Annotated in this window: 13 protein-coding genes; 4 read left to right on the top strand and 9 right to left on the bottom strand. The window is 43.6% G+C overall.

Annotation, left to right across the window (positions count from 1 at the left end; translation table 11 throughout):
• Window positions 1–13 precede the first annotated feature (13 nt).
• The 7 genes from lpxM to seqA are packed head-to-tail and all read right to left on the bottom strand — an operon-like array spanning window position 14 to window position 9149.
• A complete protein-coding gene (lpxM, locus tag HMPREF9065_RS00710) occupies window positions 14–970 on the bottom strand; it encodes a lauroyl-Kdo(2)-lipid IV(A) myristoyltransferase (RefSeq protein ID WP_021617013.1) in 957 nt (318 codons plus the stop codon).
• A 36-nt stretch (window positions 971–1006) separates the two neighbouring features.
• On the bottom strand, window positions 1007–1774 hold the full coding sequence (locus tag HMPREF9065_RS00705; RefSeq protein WP_021617014.1) for a TSUP family transporter: 768 nt from the start codon (window positions 1772–1774) through the stop codon (window positions 1007–1009).
• 3 nt (window positions 1775–1777) lie between these two features.
• The gene (gene mepA / locus HMPREF9065_RS00700; protein WP_021617015.1) at window positions 1778–2650 is read right to left on the bottom strand and encodes a penicillin-insensitive murein endopeptidase; all 873 of its coding nucleotides are present in this window, start codon (window positions 2648–2650) and stop codon (window positions 1778–1780) included.
• Window positions 2651–2670: 20 nt separating this feature from the next.
• Entirely contained in the window at window positions 2671–3744 is a 1074-nt protein-coding gene (aroC, locus tag HMPREF9065_RS00695) for a chorismate synthase (protein WP_021617016.1), read from the bottom strand.
• Between the two features lie 22 nt (window positions 3745–3766).
• Window positions 3767–7093 carry a mechanosensitive channel MscK gene (gene mscK / locus HMPREF9065_RS00690; RefSeq protein WP_021617017.1) on the bottom strand — a complete coding sequence of 1109 codons (3327 nt, stop codon included), beginning with the start codon at window positions 7091–7093 and terminating at the stop codon, window positions 3767–3769.
• A 2-nt stretch (window positions 7094–7095) separates the two neighbouring features.
• A complete protein-coding gene (gene menE / locus HMPREF9065_RS00685; protein ID WP_033002803.1) occupies window positions 7096–8517 on the bottom strand; it encodes an o-succinylbenzoate--CoA ligase in 1422 nt (473 codons plus the stop codon).
• Window positions 8518–8522: 5 nt separating this feature from the next.
• A complete protein-coding gene (gene seqA, locus HMPREF9065_RS00680) occupies window positions 8523–9149 on the bottom strand; it encodes a replication initiation negative regulator SeqA (protein WP_021617019.1) in 627 nt (208 codons plus the stop codon).
• A gap of 86 nt (window positions 9150–9235) precedes the next feature.
• Here seqA and HMPREF9065_RS00675 point away from each other — a divergent pair, with 86 nt between their 5' ends.
• From HMPREF9065_RS00675 to fur, 4 genes are all read left to right on the top strand, one after another.
• On the top strand, window positions 9236–10036 hold the full coding sequence (locus HMPREF9065_RS00675; RefSeq protein ID WP_021617020.1) for an alpha/beta fold hydrolase: 801 nt from the start codon (window positions 9236–9238) through the stop codon (window positions 10034–10036).
• Window positions 10037–10166: 130 nt separating this feature from the next.
• Complete coding sequence (ybfE, locus tag HMPREF9065_RS00670; RefSeq protein WP_021617021.1) at window positions 10167–10445, top strand: LexA regulated protein; 279 nt, start codon at window positions 10167–10169, stop codon at window positions 10443–10445.
• A gap of 8 nt (window positions 10446–10453) precedes the next feature.
• On the top strand, window positions 10454–10978 hold the full coding sequence (gene fldA, locus HMPREF9065_RS00665) for a flavodoxin FldA (RefSeq protein WP_021617022.1): 525 nt from the start codon (window positions 10454–10456) through the stop codon (window positions 10976–10978).
• Between the two features lie 19 nt (window positions 10979–10997).
• On the top strand, window positions 10998–11438 hold the full coding sequence (gene fur / locus HMPREF9065_RS00660) for a ferric iron uptake transcriptional regulator (RefSeq protein WP_021617023.1): 441 nt from the start codon (window positions 10998–11000) through the stop codon (window positions 11436–11438).
• Window positions 11439–11515: 77 nt separating this feature from the next.
• On the opposite strand, the gene rlmKL is transcribed toward fur, so the two are convergent.
• Both rlmKL and cdd read right to left on the bottom strand, forming a co-directional pair.
• Window positions 11516–13663, bottom strand: coding sequence for a bifunctional 23S rRNA (guanine(2069)-N(7))-methyltransferase RlmK/23S rRNA (guanine(2445)-N(2))-methyltransferase RlmL (rlmKL, locus tag HMPREF9065_RS00655; RefSeq protein WP_021617024.1), 2148 nt, complete (start codon window positions 13661–13663; stop codon window positions 11516–11518).
• Window positions 13664–13829: 166 nt separating this feature from the next.
• Window positions 13830–14726 carry a cytidine deaminase gene (gene cdd, locus HMPREF9065_RS00650; protein WP_021617025.1) on the bottom strand — a complete coding sequence of 299 codons (897 nt, stop codon included), beginning with the start codon at window positions 14724–14726 and terminating at the stop codon, window positions 13830–13832.
• Between the last annotated feature and the right edge of the window lie 12 nt (window positions 14727–14738).

The following is a 14738-nucleotide window of genomic DNA, read 5'->3' on the forward strand; positions in this document are numbered from 1 at the left end:
GGATTGCCGAACATTAATCATAAAGATCTTCGCCATTTTTTCGGGTGCGCAGAAGCTGCAAAATCCACACGTATTGTTCCGGGGTTTCGGTAACAAAACTTTCAATTTCTGCGTTCATGGCACGAGCAGATTGCTGCGGATCTTCACTCAGTGTCATTGGCGGATGAATTTCCATTTGGTATTTACCCAGCTGCGCGTTATAACGCGGAAACATGGGAATCACAACGGCTTTTGCCAACTTCGCCATTTTATTAATCCCCGGCAAGGTTGCTTTGTAAGTCGCGAAGAAATCCACATACACGCTTTGTTCTTCACCAAAATCTTCGTCCGGCAAATAATACCCCATTTGTCCTTGTCGAATGTGGCTCAAAAACGGTTTGATACCATTTTGGCGCGCATGCATTTTGCCGCCAAAACGTTGCCGCGCCAGCGTCCAAAGCCAATCCACCAACGGATTACGATGCGGGTTATACATGGATGTCATCGGAATACCATGAGTGTGCAAAATAATCCCTGACGCATCAATTGCCCAACCGTGCGGCACCAGCAAAATCACATTTTTACCCTGCGCTTTTGCCTGTTTAATATGCTCAATGCCAATAAATTCACTGCGCTGTTGCAAATGTTTTTTCGAGCGAACCGCAATCTCGCCGATCCCTAGCATCACCTGCGCCAATACAACAAACATGTCATCAATCACCTGTTCGCGGTGTTGTTCCGACCATTGCGGAAAGCAATATTGCAAATTAATTTGAGCGCGTTTACGTTGTTTTTTCGCTTTATGTCCTACAAATAAGCCAATCTTGGCGGCGAATTTATCGCGCAAACGAAAAGGAATAAACGCCAGTAACAGCAAAACCAAAATACCGAGCCAAATGCCCCAGTATTTAGGCTTTAAATAGGACCACGAGAAATGCGGCTCATAGCCGACACGTGCCGTTAAACGAATATTTTGTTGAGAATCTGTCATAAAAAACGTTGCGGAAATTCACCGCACTTTATCCCGTTAGAAATTAAACCAGCCTTGATCAAAGGCCATTTTTATCGTCATGATAAGAGACATGGCAACCACCATTGGGCGAATCAACGTTTTGCCTTTTGTCATCACCATTTTAGCGCCTAAATTGGCACCGATAAATTGGCCCGCCATCATGGTCAAACCGACCGTCCATAAAATTTGCCCGCCGATAAGGAAGAAAATTAAGGAAGCCAAGTTAGAAGTAAAATTCATGACTTTGGCATGGGCAGTTGCCTTGGCTAAATTAAACCCCAGTAATGTCACACAGGCTAAACTCATAATTGAACCGGTGCCCGGCCCGAAAAATCCGTCATAAAAGCCCATCAATGTGCCGATACAAAAAGCGAAAACCGGATAAGACAGACGTTGTTTACGATCTTCATCGCCCAGTTTAGGGGTGACTAAAAAATAAACGCCGATCGCTAAAATTAAAAATGGCAGAATTTTTTTAATGACGGTGGCGTCAATCAGCTGAATTAAAATCGTTCCGGCGACAGAGCCAAAGAAAATCATCAGCAAAATTAACCAAACTTCCGAAAAATGAACCGCTCTTTTACGTAAAAAATAAAGACTGGCGGAAAAGGAGCCACCACAGGCTTGTAGCTTGTTAGTCCCCAACGCGACCGCAGGCGGAATGCCTGTCATCAGCAACGCCGGAATCGTGATTAATCCGCCACCACCAGCGATGGCATCAATAAAGCCGGCAACAAACGCCACCCCAAATAAAATGGCTAAAATATCAAGACTGAATTCCATCGCTTACTCCAACCATTCACTCCGATTGGGTGAGTTTAAGATTTGTTGGCACAAAAACGGCTCCGGCGGTGTGACTTTGGGCTTACTTGGTGTTGCCCCCGGTTTTGGCGGTTCAAACCAAGAATAAAGTTCGCTATCACAACCATCGCCAGCCGGCACCGGTGCCTGATTTTCACAATGTTGTGCGCCTTGCGGGCAGGTGAGCCGCACATGAAAATGGGAGTCATGCCCAAACCACGGACGGATTTTGTGTAACCAAGCACGATCTGAACCGGCAGTTTCACAAAGTTTCAACTTAATCGCCGGATTAACAAAAATACGGGTGACTTTTGGATCTTCCGCAGCCAACTTAATCAGTTTTGCGTGATTGGCTGTCCAAACGCTCTCATCTACCCGCTGTGCTTTGCGGTTCACCACCAACAAACCTTTGCCGTCGGAATTCAAGGCATCAGTATCCGACATACTGCCCATGCGCAACCAAATATCAGCATCTAAGCCCATTTGATGGCTGGCGTGCCCCGTCAAAAAACGTCCGCCCCCCGGCATGGCAATATCGCCCACCAACATAGTCGGTAAGCCGGCCGCTTTAACACGTTGCCCTAGACGTTGCAAATAACGAATCATGTCCGGATGGCCATAATAACGGTTCTTATTCATACGAATGACTTGATAGCCTTCGCCTTTATAAGGCAAGGGTTCCGCACCGATAATACAGCCGTTAGAATAGCTACCAATCGGCTCAGCTTTGCCATTTTCTGCCGGGATAGGGCGTTTGATCTGTTGCCAATCTTGTGGTGCAGCAAAAGTGGAGGTCGCAAAAAAAACACTGCTAAAAATGACTGCACTTTTGATGAGTTGATGAAAAATCTTATTCATTATGGTGTCCCTGTTGCAAATTATCGACACTGCGCCTGAAATCGTAATAGATGATCCAGCAACACAATAGCCATCATCGCTTCGGCAATCGGCACGGCACGAATACCCACACAAGGATCATGACGACCTTTGGTCACCACCTCTACGGGTTCGTTATTAAGATTGACGGAACGCCCCGGAAGAGTGATGCTGGAGGTAGGTTTTAACGCAATGGTCGCAATAATCGGTTGTCCTGAGCTGATACCGCCCAAAATCCCACCCGTATGATTGGAAAGAAACCCCTCCGGTGTCATTTCGTCACGATGTTCACTGCCGCGTTGTTCTACGACGGCAAAACCATCGCCAATTTCAACGCCTTTTACCGCGTTAATGCTCATGAGAGCGTGCGCTAAATCTGCATCTAAACGGTCAAATACCGGTTCGCCTAAGCCTACCGGCACATTCTCAGCGACGACAGTTAATTTTGCACCGATGGAATCGCCCTGCTTTTTCAATTCACGAATTAATTCATCGAATTTTTCCACCGCACTTTTATCCGGACAGAAAAACGGATTGTCATTCACTTCCGCCCAATCGATGTTTGCAAGAGATTGGGGCGCGATTTTTACCTTGCCGATTTGGCTTAAAAAGCCGCGAACTTCAATGCCGTATTGTTCACGTAAATATTTTTTTGCAATAGCGCCTGCCGCCACACGCATGGCGGTTTCACGGGCAGAAGACCGGCCGCCACCGCGATAATCACGAATACCGTATTTTTGCTGATAAGTGAAATCGGCATGCCCCGGACGAAAACGATCTTTGATTTCGCCATAATCTTGCGAACGTTGATCGCCGTTTTTGATGATCATGCCAATGCTGGTGCCCGTGGTTTTCCCCTCAAAGACGCCCGATAAAATTTGCACTGCGTCGTCCTCACGACGTGGCGTGGTGTAACGAGAGGTACCCGGTTTACGGCGATCTAAATCCGGCTGAATATCGGCTTCCGAGAGCGCCATATTCGGTGGTACACCATCGACAATACAACCTAATGCAATGCCATGAGATTCACCAAAGGTGGTTACGCGAAATAATTGCCCAATCGTATTTCCTGCCATAATCTTCTCTCTTCAATTCGATTTATGATTTCACTTCCACCAACGGCATAATCGCCCCGGTATCTTGATTTTTGATAAAGACATCAAGCTGATTGAAGGCGATCTCAATGTTATGTTCCGCAAATAATTCATTAATACGGCGGTTTAACGCATCAATGGTATTATTACGTTCGGAGAGTTGAGACACATAAACCCGCAATTCATGATCCAAGGTGCTGGCGCCAAAACTGATGAATAAAGCACTTGGCTCAGGTTCTTTCATTACATTAGCTTGCTCAGCCGCCGCTTGTAATAATAAACGCTTAACTAAGTCTAAATCGGATCCGTATGCTACCCCGACCGAAATCACTAAACGGGTAATGGTATTGGATAACGCCCAGTTAGTGACCTGTCCGGTCACAAAAGATTTATTCGGCACAATCACTTCTTTACGATCAGGATCGATAATCGTAATTGCGCGAATACGAATTTTCGCTACCGTACCGGTCACATCGTTAATGGTGACGGTATCGCCCACTCGAATCGGACGTTCAAATAAGAGAATAATACCCGACACGAAGTTCGCAAAAATTTCCTGCATACCGAAACCGAGACCCACAGAAAGTGCGGCGAATAACCACTGCAATTTAGACCATGACATCCCCAAGGTGGCAAATGCCCATGCGCCTCCAATAGCCACTAAGAGATAGGTTAATAAGGTATTAATCGTATAAGGCGTGCCTTGCGACAACTTCACACGGGAGAAGATCAACACTTCTAAAATCCCCGGCAAGTTGCGCACTAAAATGTAAGTAATACCGATAATCACTAACGCCATAAGTAAGTTAAATAGCGAAATACTTTCGGTTACGACACCGGCTTCTGTTGTCGTTGTTTGTTGCCATAAGGTAATGTCGCGTAAGTAACTTGCTACAGTAACTAAATCCGACCACACATAATAGAAAATCGCAAACAATGCCGTCCAAATGAATAAATCGGCAAAGCGCAGTAACTGGCTACGGACTTGATTAACGGCCATACCCTCTTCTTGTTCGCTCACCACCACGATATCCTCTGCAGAGGATCCATCATTGGCTTTCGTAGCTTTTTGCTGACGTTTTTCTTGCACGCGACGGTATGCTAAACGACGGGAGGAAACCGTAATCGCACGATATAGCGTGTAACGAACCAGAGACCAAATCACCCAAGCGATGTAGGTGTTAATCATGTGGTTAATCAAGTTAAGTGCGGTGTAGTAATAACCGAGCGCGACCAATACAATCAATCCGACCGGCACTAATTGCAATAAAATGCGGACAATTTTTAAAATCAGTTCATCTCGGTGATCACGATTTGTCTGGCCTAATGTTTTTGAAGCTCTACGAAAACGTGGCGCAATAATGGCGATACAAAAAATCAAGGCGACCATGGTATTCAATTCGCCAAGCACATCATTGGCTAAACCGCTATCCATAACATTACTGAAAACCGAGGTATTCAATAATAATACTACCGCGACAATGATTCGTTTCGTCACCGCTCTCAGTTTTTCCGCTTCATCCTGAGAGAATCCAAAATGACGAACGGAGATACCATTCGGTCGTAAAAGTGCAAGCACAAAGCTAAAGAACCACCAATATGCCGCCATACTCAACGACCATTGCCAAAATTCCGCCGGATTTCGAACAAAGAAAAAGCCTAACAGTTGGCATACGGCTAAAAACCATAATGTGGATGGCAAAGCGATAATCGCTGTCAATAAAAGTGCCATTGGCGTATGCCACTGACTGTCGGAACGAAGTGTATTAATTTCACTGTTAATGGTAGCTAAACGTTGCTTAATCAGTGTTTTAAATCTGAAAATAATACCGCCAATCAGTACCAAAATTGCCACAAACATGAGTAAATAAGGCAAATTATCAAAATTACTCGGGAAACCTAATTTTTTACTGATTCCCTCAAATTGCTCGCTAAGCGACATAGGTAAATTCTTAAACCACGCTAAATTGATCGGGTTATTGCTTTTGACCCAAAAGCTTTGCTGATCCAACTTCGCCTGAATTTGATCGCTAAGCTGTGTAATTTGCTGTTGTGTCAATTCTAAAGAAATCGCCAAATTTAATTGGTTATTTAAAGACTTAATCACATCGGAGGCAATTTTACGGCGCTCCGTCAACAAATTGGTGAGCTGTGCTTTTTCTTCTGCCGTAAAGGTTTGGTTCTGCTCGGCTTGAACCTTCGCTAAATAAGCCTCCAAATCATAAAGCTCATTGCGGCGTTGGGTCATATCAAAAATCTGTACACGCAAATCGGCAATTTGTTTTGATAATCCTTGGATATTCAAGTTTGTCGGCAATTTTTGTTTTTGCTGTTGAATAATCCGTGACAACACCAATGTGCCTTGCAACGCACTAATTTGTTCATCAATGGTGCGCTGCGTTTGCGTTAAGCTTTCTAGAACACTACGCATACGCAATTCATCTTGCGTTAACGTGTTGGTTTTTTCCGTTTGTTCCAATAAAAATTGGCTCAGCTGGGCATTACGCTCTAATTCTTTTTGAATGTAATTATTTTTGACCGCACTTTGACTTTGTTGCTGTACTTGCTCAACCTGATTTTGTGTTTGTGCCAAATGCTGTTGATTAATCGCCTCTTGAATGGCCGCAATCTGTTGTTGTAGCACTTGCGCACGAGCGTTTAATAAGTCATAACGGCTTTGATACAACACCGTCAGCTGATCGCTGTTTTTCAACAAAATTTGATTGTAATTATTTTTCAGATCAATCAGTTGTAACTCTAACTGAGCCTGCTGTTTCAATGCTGCTGAAGTCGTACTATCGCCAAGCTTTTGATTAAGCTCTTGCGCACGCTTCAAATTGGCGGTTAATGTGGCTTGCGCCCGCTCGGATACTGAGCTTTGCCCCGCCAATTGGCTATTCACTGCCCCTAACGCCGATTGCGTTTCCTGTTGTTGTTCGATTAATTTTTCAAGCTGAGCCTGTAAATCCGCTAAGCGGCGAGATTGATAATCTGCAGCTGTGGCGGTATTTAATTGTTTTTTCAGCGTTTGTAATTCGGCATTATTCTTCTGAATCTCAGCATCCGCCCCATTCAATGTGGCTTGTAGTGCCTCATTGGCCTTTTGCTGCGCTTGAATTTGTTGCAAGAGATCCAAAGAGGTTTGAATGTCTGTGACCAACGTTTGCTTTTCATCGCCATCCGGCATTTTTTGTGCTGCGGCAAGATCTGCCTTAAGACTTTTTTCGGTTGGCAAAGACAGAGTATTTTGATCGGCAAAGGCATTTTGTGACACTGCCATATTTAAAAATAAGGCAGCACAAAGTGCGGTTAAAAACGCGTTTATTTTCATATTTATCCTAATTGTTTCGCTAGCCAGCCTGCTAACGTTTTACGAGAAACTTTGATCGCACCGTCGCTTAAATTTAACGGCAATTCATAATAGGCAACAGGTTGTTTAAAACGTTCCAATCGCCCCTGTAAAAATACCTTCAGATTTTCCATCGCACTTTTTGTCGGCTCCCGCCATTCCACAATGGCTACCGGTCGTTGACCAAACTCCGGATCGGTGACAGGCAACACAAAAACCTGTTTGACTAAATCAGACTTTAGAATCCACTTTTCAATTTCTTCCGGCTGAATATTTTCTCCGCCGGAAATAAACATATTATCAATTCGCCCTGAAATCACAAGTTCGCCGTCGTGCCACACACCCTTATCTTTGGTAGCAAACCAACCTTGTTCGTTAAGAAGAGAAACGATGCGGCCCTGTTGCCAATAACCTAACGCCAAGCCTGCACCGCGCAACCAAATTTCTTCATTGTGCAAACAGTATTCACGTCCAGCTAAGGGCTGTCCTACCCCGTTTTTTTCATCACTTTGTTTAGCAAACACCGTGGAAGCCATTTCTGTCATGCCATAACCGGAATAACTTTTCACACCAAGATGCTGCAAAGCTTGCGTCAGTGCTAAAGGAATATGTGCCCCGCCAAGTAATACAGCGCGTGTTTGTCTCGTTGAGGGATTTTCCTGCAAATACGATAACCAGCGTTGCACTTGCGTTGGCACCAAAGAAACATGAGTCACCTGATTGACTGCCGCATAAAAATCCTCAGCGGGTAACACTAAAGTTGCCCCTGTCGTTAACCAACGCCACACAATGCCTTGCCCGGAGACGTGATACAACGGCAATGAAAGTAACCATGAATCTGCCGCACCAAATTGCATTAAATCACATACGCCTTGTGCGTTTGCCAAATGTGCTTGCACATTATGTACAACGGCTTTGGGTAAGCCCGTGGAACCTGATGTGAGCGTCATGGTCGCCGGTTGCGTCAAATTAACGGGAAAATGGCCAAAAGAATCTATTTTCTCTGCCTGCTTTATGGCATCCGAAAAAGTAAAAAAACACCTGAAAATCTCACCGCACTTTTGGGATTCTGCAACACATTCTTCGTGATCTGTGGTAAAGAAAAAATCCGCATTATAGGCTTGGCACAATGCAATACGTTTTTCCAGTGGAAACATGGGGTTGAGCATTAAAACGCGGGCACCGATTTGAATCGCCGCTAAATAAAATAACACCAATTCTAGGCGATTTTTCCCACATAATGCGATGCCATTTTGTGGCTTCACACCAAGATATTGTAAATACGTGGAGATTTGCTGTGTTTTTTCGAGGAGTTGATGCCATGTAAAAGCGTCGCCTTGCAAAACTTGCAAGGCGATTCGCTTGGAAAATAGAGGAGATTGTGCAAATTGCTGACCTAGTGCCATAAGCATTAATTTGCCGTAAAAAATGACCGCACTTGATCAATTAAGTATTCCGGCAAATGCATGGACTGCATCGCGCCTTCCAACATAAGCATTTTACGACCGCTGTTGGTGTTCGTAATCACCCAATACGGCGTATCCGGAATTTGTTTCGGCTTCGTATGATTTCCTGCCATTAACAAGGTGCCTTCATCACGGGCAAAATAAACACGAGTGCGTCCTTGTAACGATTCTGTTGCGAGAGCAAAGCCTTCCGGATTGGTGCGATATAAAATTGTCAGAATATTTAAGAAACGAATAACCGCTTTATTTTCTTGTTTAAATGCTTCTGAGTTGAGTAACGCTTCTAATTTCTCGATGGTTTTTTGCGTTACGGCATCAGGCTGCTTTTTCACAGCAGGCTTTATTGCATCACTTGATTCCAGCGCTGCATTGACTTTTTTGGCGTCCTGTTTCGTGTTCGCGGAAGAAGGACGTTCAACAGGGGAAGATAAACTCTCGGCAAAAGGAACATAGCTGTTTTTCGTGGAAAGATTGAGCAGACGACGCAAAATATCCGAAGCGCTTTCACCAATCGATTGCGTATTACCGGCAATGTATTGATAAAGCTCTTCATCCACTTCGATAATTTTCATTTTCTCTCTCCACTTGCTTGATCTCTTTAACCTTTTGACACATTATAACGAGCTGTAAGCAAATTCTCCAGCCCCAAATTTAACCGATGAAAAAATTACTCAACTTCCAATTTAATGAATTAAAACAAGCAATTAATAAACCGGCTTTGGTGTTCATTCACGGTTTATTCGGCGATATGAATAACTTGGGCGTCATCGCCCGCGCCTTTAGTGATGATTATTCTATTTTACGGGTAGATTTACGCAACCACGGCTTGAGTTTTCATTGCGAAGAGATGAATTACGATGCCATGGCGGAAGATGTCTTTGACGTAATTCATTCTTTGGGCATTCGTGAAGTGATTTTAGTCGGGCATTCCATGGGCGGAAAAACCGCTATGGTTTGTGCGGCAAATTACCCTGAATTCGTCAAAGGATTAGTGGTGATTGATATTGCGCCTGTCGCGTATGGCGAACATGGGCACGATGACGTCTTTAACGGTTTGTTTGCTGTAAAAAATGCCCAACCTCATACCCGTCAAGAGGCTAAACCCATTTTAGCGCAATATATTCAGGATGAACGCGTACAACAGTTTATGTTGAAATCCTTTGATGCCTCAAGTGCCGATTATTTTCGCTTTAATTTGACCGCACTTAAACACAATTACCCTCACTTAATGGGCTGGGAATCACGCCATATCACACAACCTTGCTTGTTTATCAAAGGTAGCAATTCCTCCTACATTTTACCCGAATACACCGATCGGATTTTATCCCAATGCCCACACGCTGCCTCCTTTACCATTAACGGTAGCGGACATTGGGTTCATGCGGAAAAACCGCAATTTGTTATCCGTGCAATCACACATTTTTTGAATAGAATTGATAGTCACGGGGAATCTAAATAGAATTTCATTTGCTTGTTAATTATGATATAGTTTTCTCCCAAATTTGGTTGTGGCTTATCATTATCACTTCTGAAATAATTCTCTTTAGTTAGAATGGCAGAAGTCGACTTACAGGCCAGTGGTTAACAAAATGGCAAAACAAGATTCTGACTGTATTACTTTAGATTTATTTAGCGAAATTCGTAGAGTTGGACGTCCAAAAACCAATCCACTGAGTCGGGAACAACAAATCCGTGTTAATAAGCGCAATCAATTAAAACGTGATAAATCCTGTGGATTAAAGCGTGTCGAATTAAAATTGCATGAGGACTTGGTTCAACAATTAGAAGATTTAGCATCCCTACGAAATGTGAATCGTGCCGAGCTTATTGGCGCAATTTTACAAGATTATTTTAACATTAATAAATAGGTAACAAGATGGCTGTTGTCGGCTTATTTTATGGTAGTGATACTGGCAATACAGAAAACATTGCCAAAATGATTCAAAAACAATTAGGCAGCGAATTAGTTGATATTCGCGATATTGCCAAAAGTAGCAAAGAAGATATCGAGGCTTACGATTTTCTCTTATTCGGTATTCCGACGTGGTACTACGGCGAAGCGCAATGTGACTGGGATGACTTTTTCCCAACATTAGAGCAAATTGATTTTACGGATAAACTGGTCGCCATCTTTGGCTGTGGCGATCAGGAAGATTATGCAGATTATTTCTGTGACGCCATGGGAACTGTGCGTAATATTATCGAGCCGCACGGTGCGATTATTGTCGGACATTGGCCGACAGAAGGTTACAACTTTGAATCTTCACAAGCATTAGTCGACGATGATACGTTTGTCGGATTATGTATTGATGAAGATCGTCAACCGGAATTAACGTCTGAACGTGTCAACAAATGGGTTAAACAAGTTTATGACGAAATGTGTTTGGCTGAGTTAGCTTAATAGCAAAAAAGGAGCTGTTATGTCTGAAGAAAACATCAAATTATTAAAAAAAGCAGGATTGAAAATTACGGAACCCCGTTTGACGATCCTAGCTTTAATGCAAAAACACAGTGAACAGCATTTTTCCGCAGAAGATGTTTACAAAATGCTATTGGAGAATGGTTCAGACATTGGTTTAGCGACGGTATATCGTGTTTTAAACCAATTCGATGAAGCCAAAATCTTAATTCGTCATAACTTTGAAGGAAATAAATCGGTTTTTGAGTTGGCGCCAACCCAACATCACGACCATATTATCTGCACCGATTGCGGTAAAGTGTTCGAATTTAATGACGAATTAATTGAAAGTCGCCAAAAAGAAATCAGTAAACAGCACGGCATTGAACTCTCCAGCCACAGTCTATATCTCTATGGCAAATGTAGTGATATTAATCAATGCCCAGAAAACAACAAAAAATAATGCCATAAAAAGAACCGAATGTACGATGCATTCGGTTCTTTTCATTTTAATCATCTTCTTTTTTTGCTAAACTCGCCTTATTTTAACGTCACCAGCCAACAATTATGAATTTGCTTATTGTGTTCAAAATCCAACGGCAAGGTTTTGTGAGAAATTTCCACCGCACTTAAGCCTAATTCTTCCAACTTAGCAAAATCCATTTTGAAACCGCGTTTGTTGTTAGAGAACACAATGGTGCCGTTCGGGCGCAAAATGCGTTTTAAATTCGTCATTAACTTAATATGATCCCGTTGCACGTCCCAACTGTCTTCCATGCGTTTGGAATTGGAGAATGTCGGCGGGTCAACGAAAATTAAATCAAACTGACGATCGCATTTTTCTAGCCATTGCAGGCAATCCGCTTGAATCAGTTTGTGCTGTTTACCTTCAATGTCGTTCAACAACAAATTCTGTTCCGCCCAGTTGAGATAGGTATTTGACATATCTACGGTAGTGGTCGATTTTGCCTTACCCAACGCTGCATGCACCGTTGCCGAACCGGTGTAAGCAAACAAATTGAGGAAATCTTTGCCTTGCGCCATTTCACCGAGCATTTTACGGGTTAGGCGGTGATCCAAAAACAAGCCGGTATCCAAATAATCTGTTAAGTTCACCCACAGTTTCGCGCCGTATTCGTTTACATAAAAATACTCGCCTTTGTTCGCCAATTTTTCATATTGATTAGTGCCTTTTTGTTTTTGGCGCACTTTTAAAATCAATTTATTGGTTTCAATGCCGGTAACGTTCAACGTAGCATTTACCGCATCCAACAACCGTTGGCGGGCTTTATTTTCATCAATATTTTTCGGTGCGGCATATTCCTGCACCACAATGTGATCGGCATAACGATCCACCGCCAAATTGTATTCCGGCAAATCCGCATCATATAAGCGATAAGCGTCTAGCCCTTGCTGCTTCGCCCATTTCTCAATTTTCTTAATATTCTTTTGCAGGCGATTAGCGAAATCCACCGCCACCTCAGGTGTCACCGAAGAAGTGCGGTCAAATTCTAGGGCATTTTCTACCGCACTTTGCTCTGTGCGCTCGGCAATTTGATAATTTTTCTGGACACAATCCAACGGACCGTTTTTCGCTTTAAACTGACGATGAGAACGCAAACGCAAACAATCCAATAGACTCGGTTCACCGCTAAAAATGGACGCATTCCAGCCGGCAAATTGTTGTTTCAAGCGTTGCCCAAACACAGAATATAAGGCAATCAGCGCCGGCGTTGTGCCTAAACGTTCGCCGTACGGCGGATTACAAATCACCGTGCCCGCCACATTCGGGCTTGGATTTTTTATCGCTGCCACATCGCCCTGTTGCCATTGCATCAGATGCGCCACACCCGCATTTTTGGCATTTTGTTTGGCTTTTTGCAACACGCGATGATCCAAATCGAAGCCATAAAAGTGCGGTGAGTTTTCACGTTGTTTTTCGGCTTCCGCCAAAGCTAAAGCCTCTTCTTTCACCTTTTCCCACGCTGCCTGATTATGCCCCTGCCAAAAATCAAAGCCCCAATGCACACGATACAATTGCGGTGCGATTTGCGCTTCCATTTGTGCGGCTTCAATCAATAGCGTACCCGAACCGCACATCGGATCCACTAACGGCGTGCCTTTTTGCCAACCGGAACGCAGCACAATCGCAGCTGCCAAGGTTTCACGCAACGGCGCTTTGCCGGTGTCTTCGCGATAACCGCGCATGTGCAGCGCATCACCACTTAAATCAAGCGACAGCACCACATCATCACGATTTAAATACGCATGAATACGAATATCCGGTTGCTCTTTGTCCACGTTAGGACGGGCGCGACCGTGGCGCTCAAAATAATCCACAATCCCGTCTTTTACACGCATTGCGCCGAATTGGGTATGACGAATTTCTTGGTTCGTACCGTTAAAATCCACGAAAAAATGGACTTTTTCATCAAAATAATCCAACCAATTTACGCCCACCACGGCAGAATATAAATCCAAATCGCTAAAGACTTTGGCTTGCACGATAGGCAATAAAATGCGTGAACTCAAACGGCTCCAAAGCAAAGTGCGATACAAGGTTTCATCATCCGCCCAGTAATGCACGCCGCCTTGCGCGACTTTGGCATCCTGCGCGCCTAACTCGGTCAATTCGGATTTTAAAAGCTCTTCAAACCCACGGGCAGTGGTGGCAAAAAGTTGTTTCATAAGGTCTCAATGGTTGGTAAAAATTGGCGGGGATTATAGCAGTTTTAAGCGACTCAGTGCGTTGAAGTGCGGTGGATTTTTTAAGAGATTTTGAATCTATGATAAAATCTCACCACACCTAACCGGACACCATAAAGGCACGTTCACTGTATTTTATTCAATGCCATTAGGTCAAAATGTACTCTAATTTAACCTTCGTTAAACTTCCCAGCAAATCCTCTGCCATCCTTTTATAACTGAGCGTCTGTGGTTTTTCTACCATCACCGCACGGGTAATATTTTCTACGGCTTCACCACTTAATATCAGATAATTCAACGCCACTTGCATCGCCGGTAGGCTTGGGTTAAACGCCGTATTTTCCGCATAACTGCCGTGATAAATGTGTTGATCTTGCGTTTGTAATGCAATGCCATGGAAGGCCTTTGAATAAGGCGCATGTGCTTGATTCGCCATCGCAAGGGCTTGTGAAATCACTGGGTCGTTGCTGTTCAAGGATAATTGATTATCATGCTGATCCAGCAAATGTAGCTGAATGTTCAAGTTTTTTGGCCCGAATGCATCGGGTAAATATTGGTGCAACGGATTATTCTTGCGATGCGGTAAATGAATTTGTAATTTTTCTGCGCTATTTAATTCATTCATAAACTGACGACAATGGCCGCATGGTGTGTAGTTGACGCTAATGTCGGTGATCTGTTTTTCTCCGCGCATCCAAGCATGACTGATTGCGCTTTGTTCGGCATGGATGGTTTGTTGAATATCCGTTTGACAAAATTCTTGATTCGCACCGAAATAAAAATTGCTGCTTACTCCTATGACGATCGCGCCAACATTAAAATGTGAGATGGGCGTGGTGGCATAACAAGCGGCAATGGGAAGCAGCTGAAGGGAGAGTTGTTGAGGCGTGATTTGATGTTTGTTGCACAAGTGCTGTATGGCAAAGTGCGGTAGGAATCCCACAAATTTTTGCTCTTGTAAAATAAGCCAAATATCCTGAGCTAACAGTACATTATCAATTTGGGACAACGCGTGGTGAATTTTGTCTGAAATTGGTGTTGTCATAATCCCCTCCTT

The sequence above is a fragment of the Aggregatibacter sp. oral taxon 458 str. W10330 genome (assembly GCF_000466335.1).
In the GTDB taxonomy this organism is placed as follows: Bacteria; Pseudomonadota; Gammaproteobacteria; order Enterobacterales; family Pasteurellaceae; genus Aggregatibacter.

Coding starts and splice junctions, on each gene's coding strand:
- cdd (WP_021617025.1), bottom strand. CDS start 14,726: ATGACAACACCAATTTCAGACAAAATTCACCACGCGTTGTCCCAAATT.
- HMPREF9065_RS00705 (WP_021617014.1), bottom strand. CDS start 1,774: ATGGAATTCAGTCTTGATATTTTAGCCATTTTATTTGGGGTGGCGTTT.
- lpxM (WP_021617013.1), bottom strand. CDS start 970: ATGACAGATTCTCAACAAAATATTCGTTTAACGGCACGTGTCGGCTAT.
- menE (WP_033002803.1), bottom strand. CDS start 8,517: ATGGCACTAGGTCAGCAATTTGCACAATCTCCTCTATTTTCCAAGCGA.
- HMPREF9065_RS00675 (WP_021617020.1), top strand. CDS start 9,236: ATGAAAAAATTACTCAACTTCCAATTTAATGAATTAAAACAAGCAATT.
- aroC (WP_021617016.1), bottom strand. CDS start 3,744: ATGGCAGGAAATACGATTGGGCAATTATTTCGCGTAACCACCTTTGGT.
- rlmKL (WP_021617024.1), bottom strand. CDS start 13,663: ATGAAACAACTTTTTGCCACCACTGCCCGTGGGTTTGAAGAGCTTTTA.
- fur (WP_021617023.1), top strand. CDS start 10,998: ATGTCTGAAGAAAACATCAAATTATTAAAAAAAGCAGGATTGAAAATT.
- mscK (WP_021617017.1), bottom strand. CDS start 7,093: ATGAAAATAAACGCGTTTTTAACCGCACTTTGTGCTGCCTTATTTTTA.
- fldA (WP_021617022.1), top strand. CDS start 10,454: ATGGCTGTTGTCGGCTTATTTTATGGTAGTGATACTGGCAATACAGAA.
- mepA (WP_021617015.1), bottom strand. CDS start 2,650: ATGAATAAGATTTTTCATCAACTCATCAAAAGTGCAGTCATTTTTAGC.
- seqA (WP_021617019.1), bottom strand. CDS start 9,149: ATGAAAATTATCGAAGTGGATGAAGAGCTTTATCAATACATTGCCGGT.
- ybfE (WP_021617021.1), top strand. CDS start 10,167: ATGGCAAAACAAGATTCTGACTGTATTACTTTAGATTTATTTAGCGAA.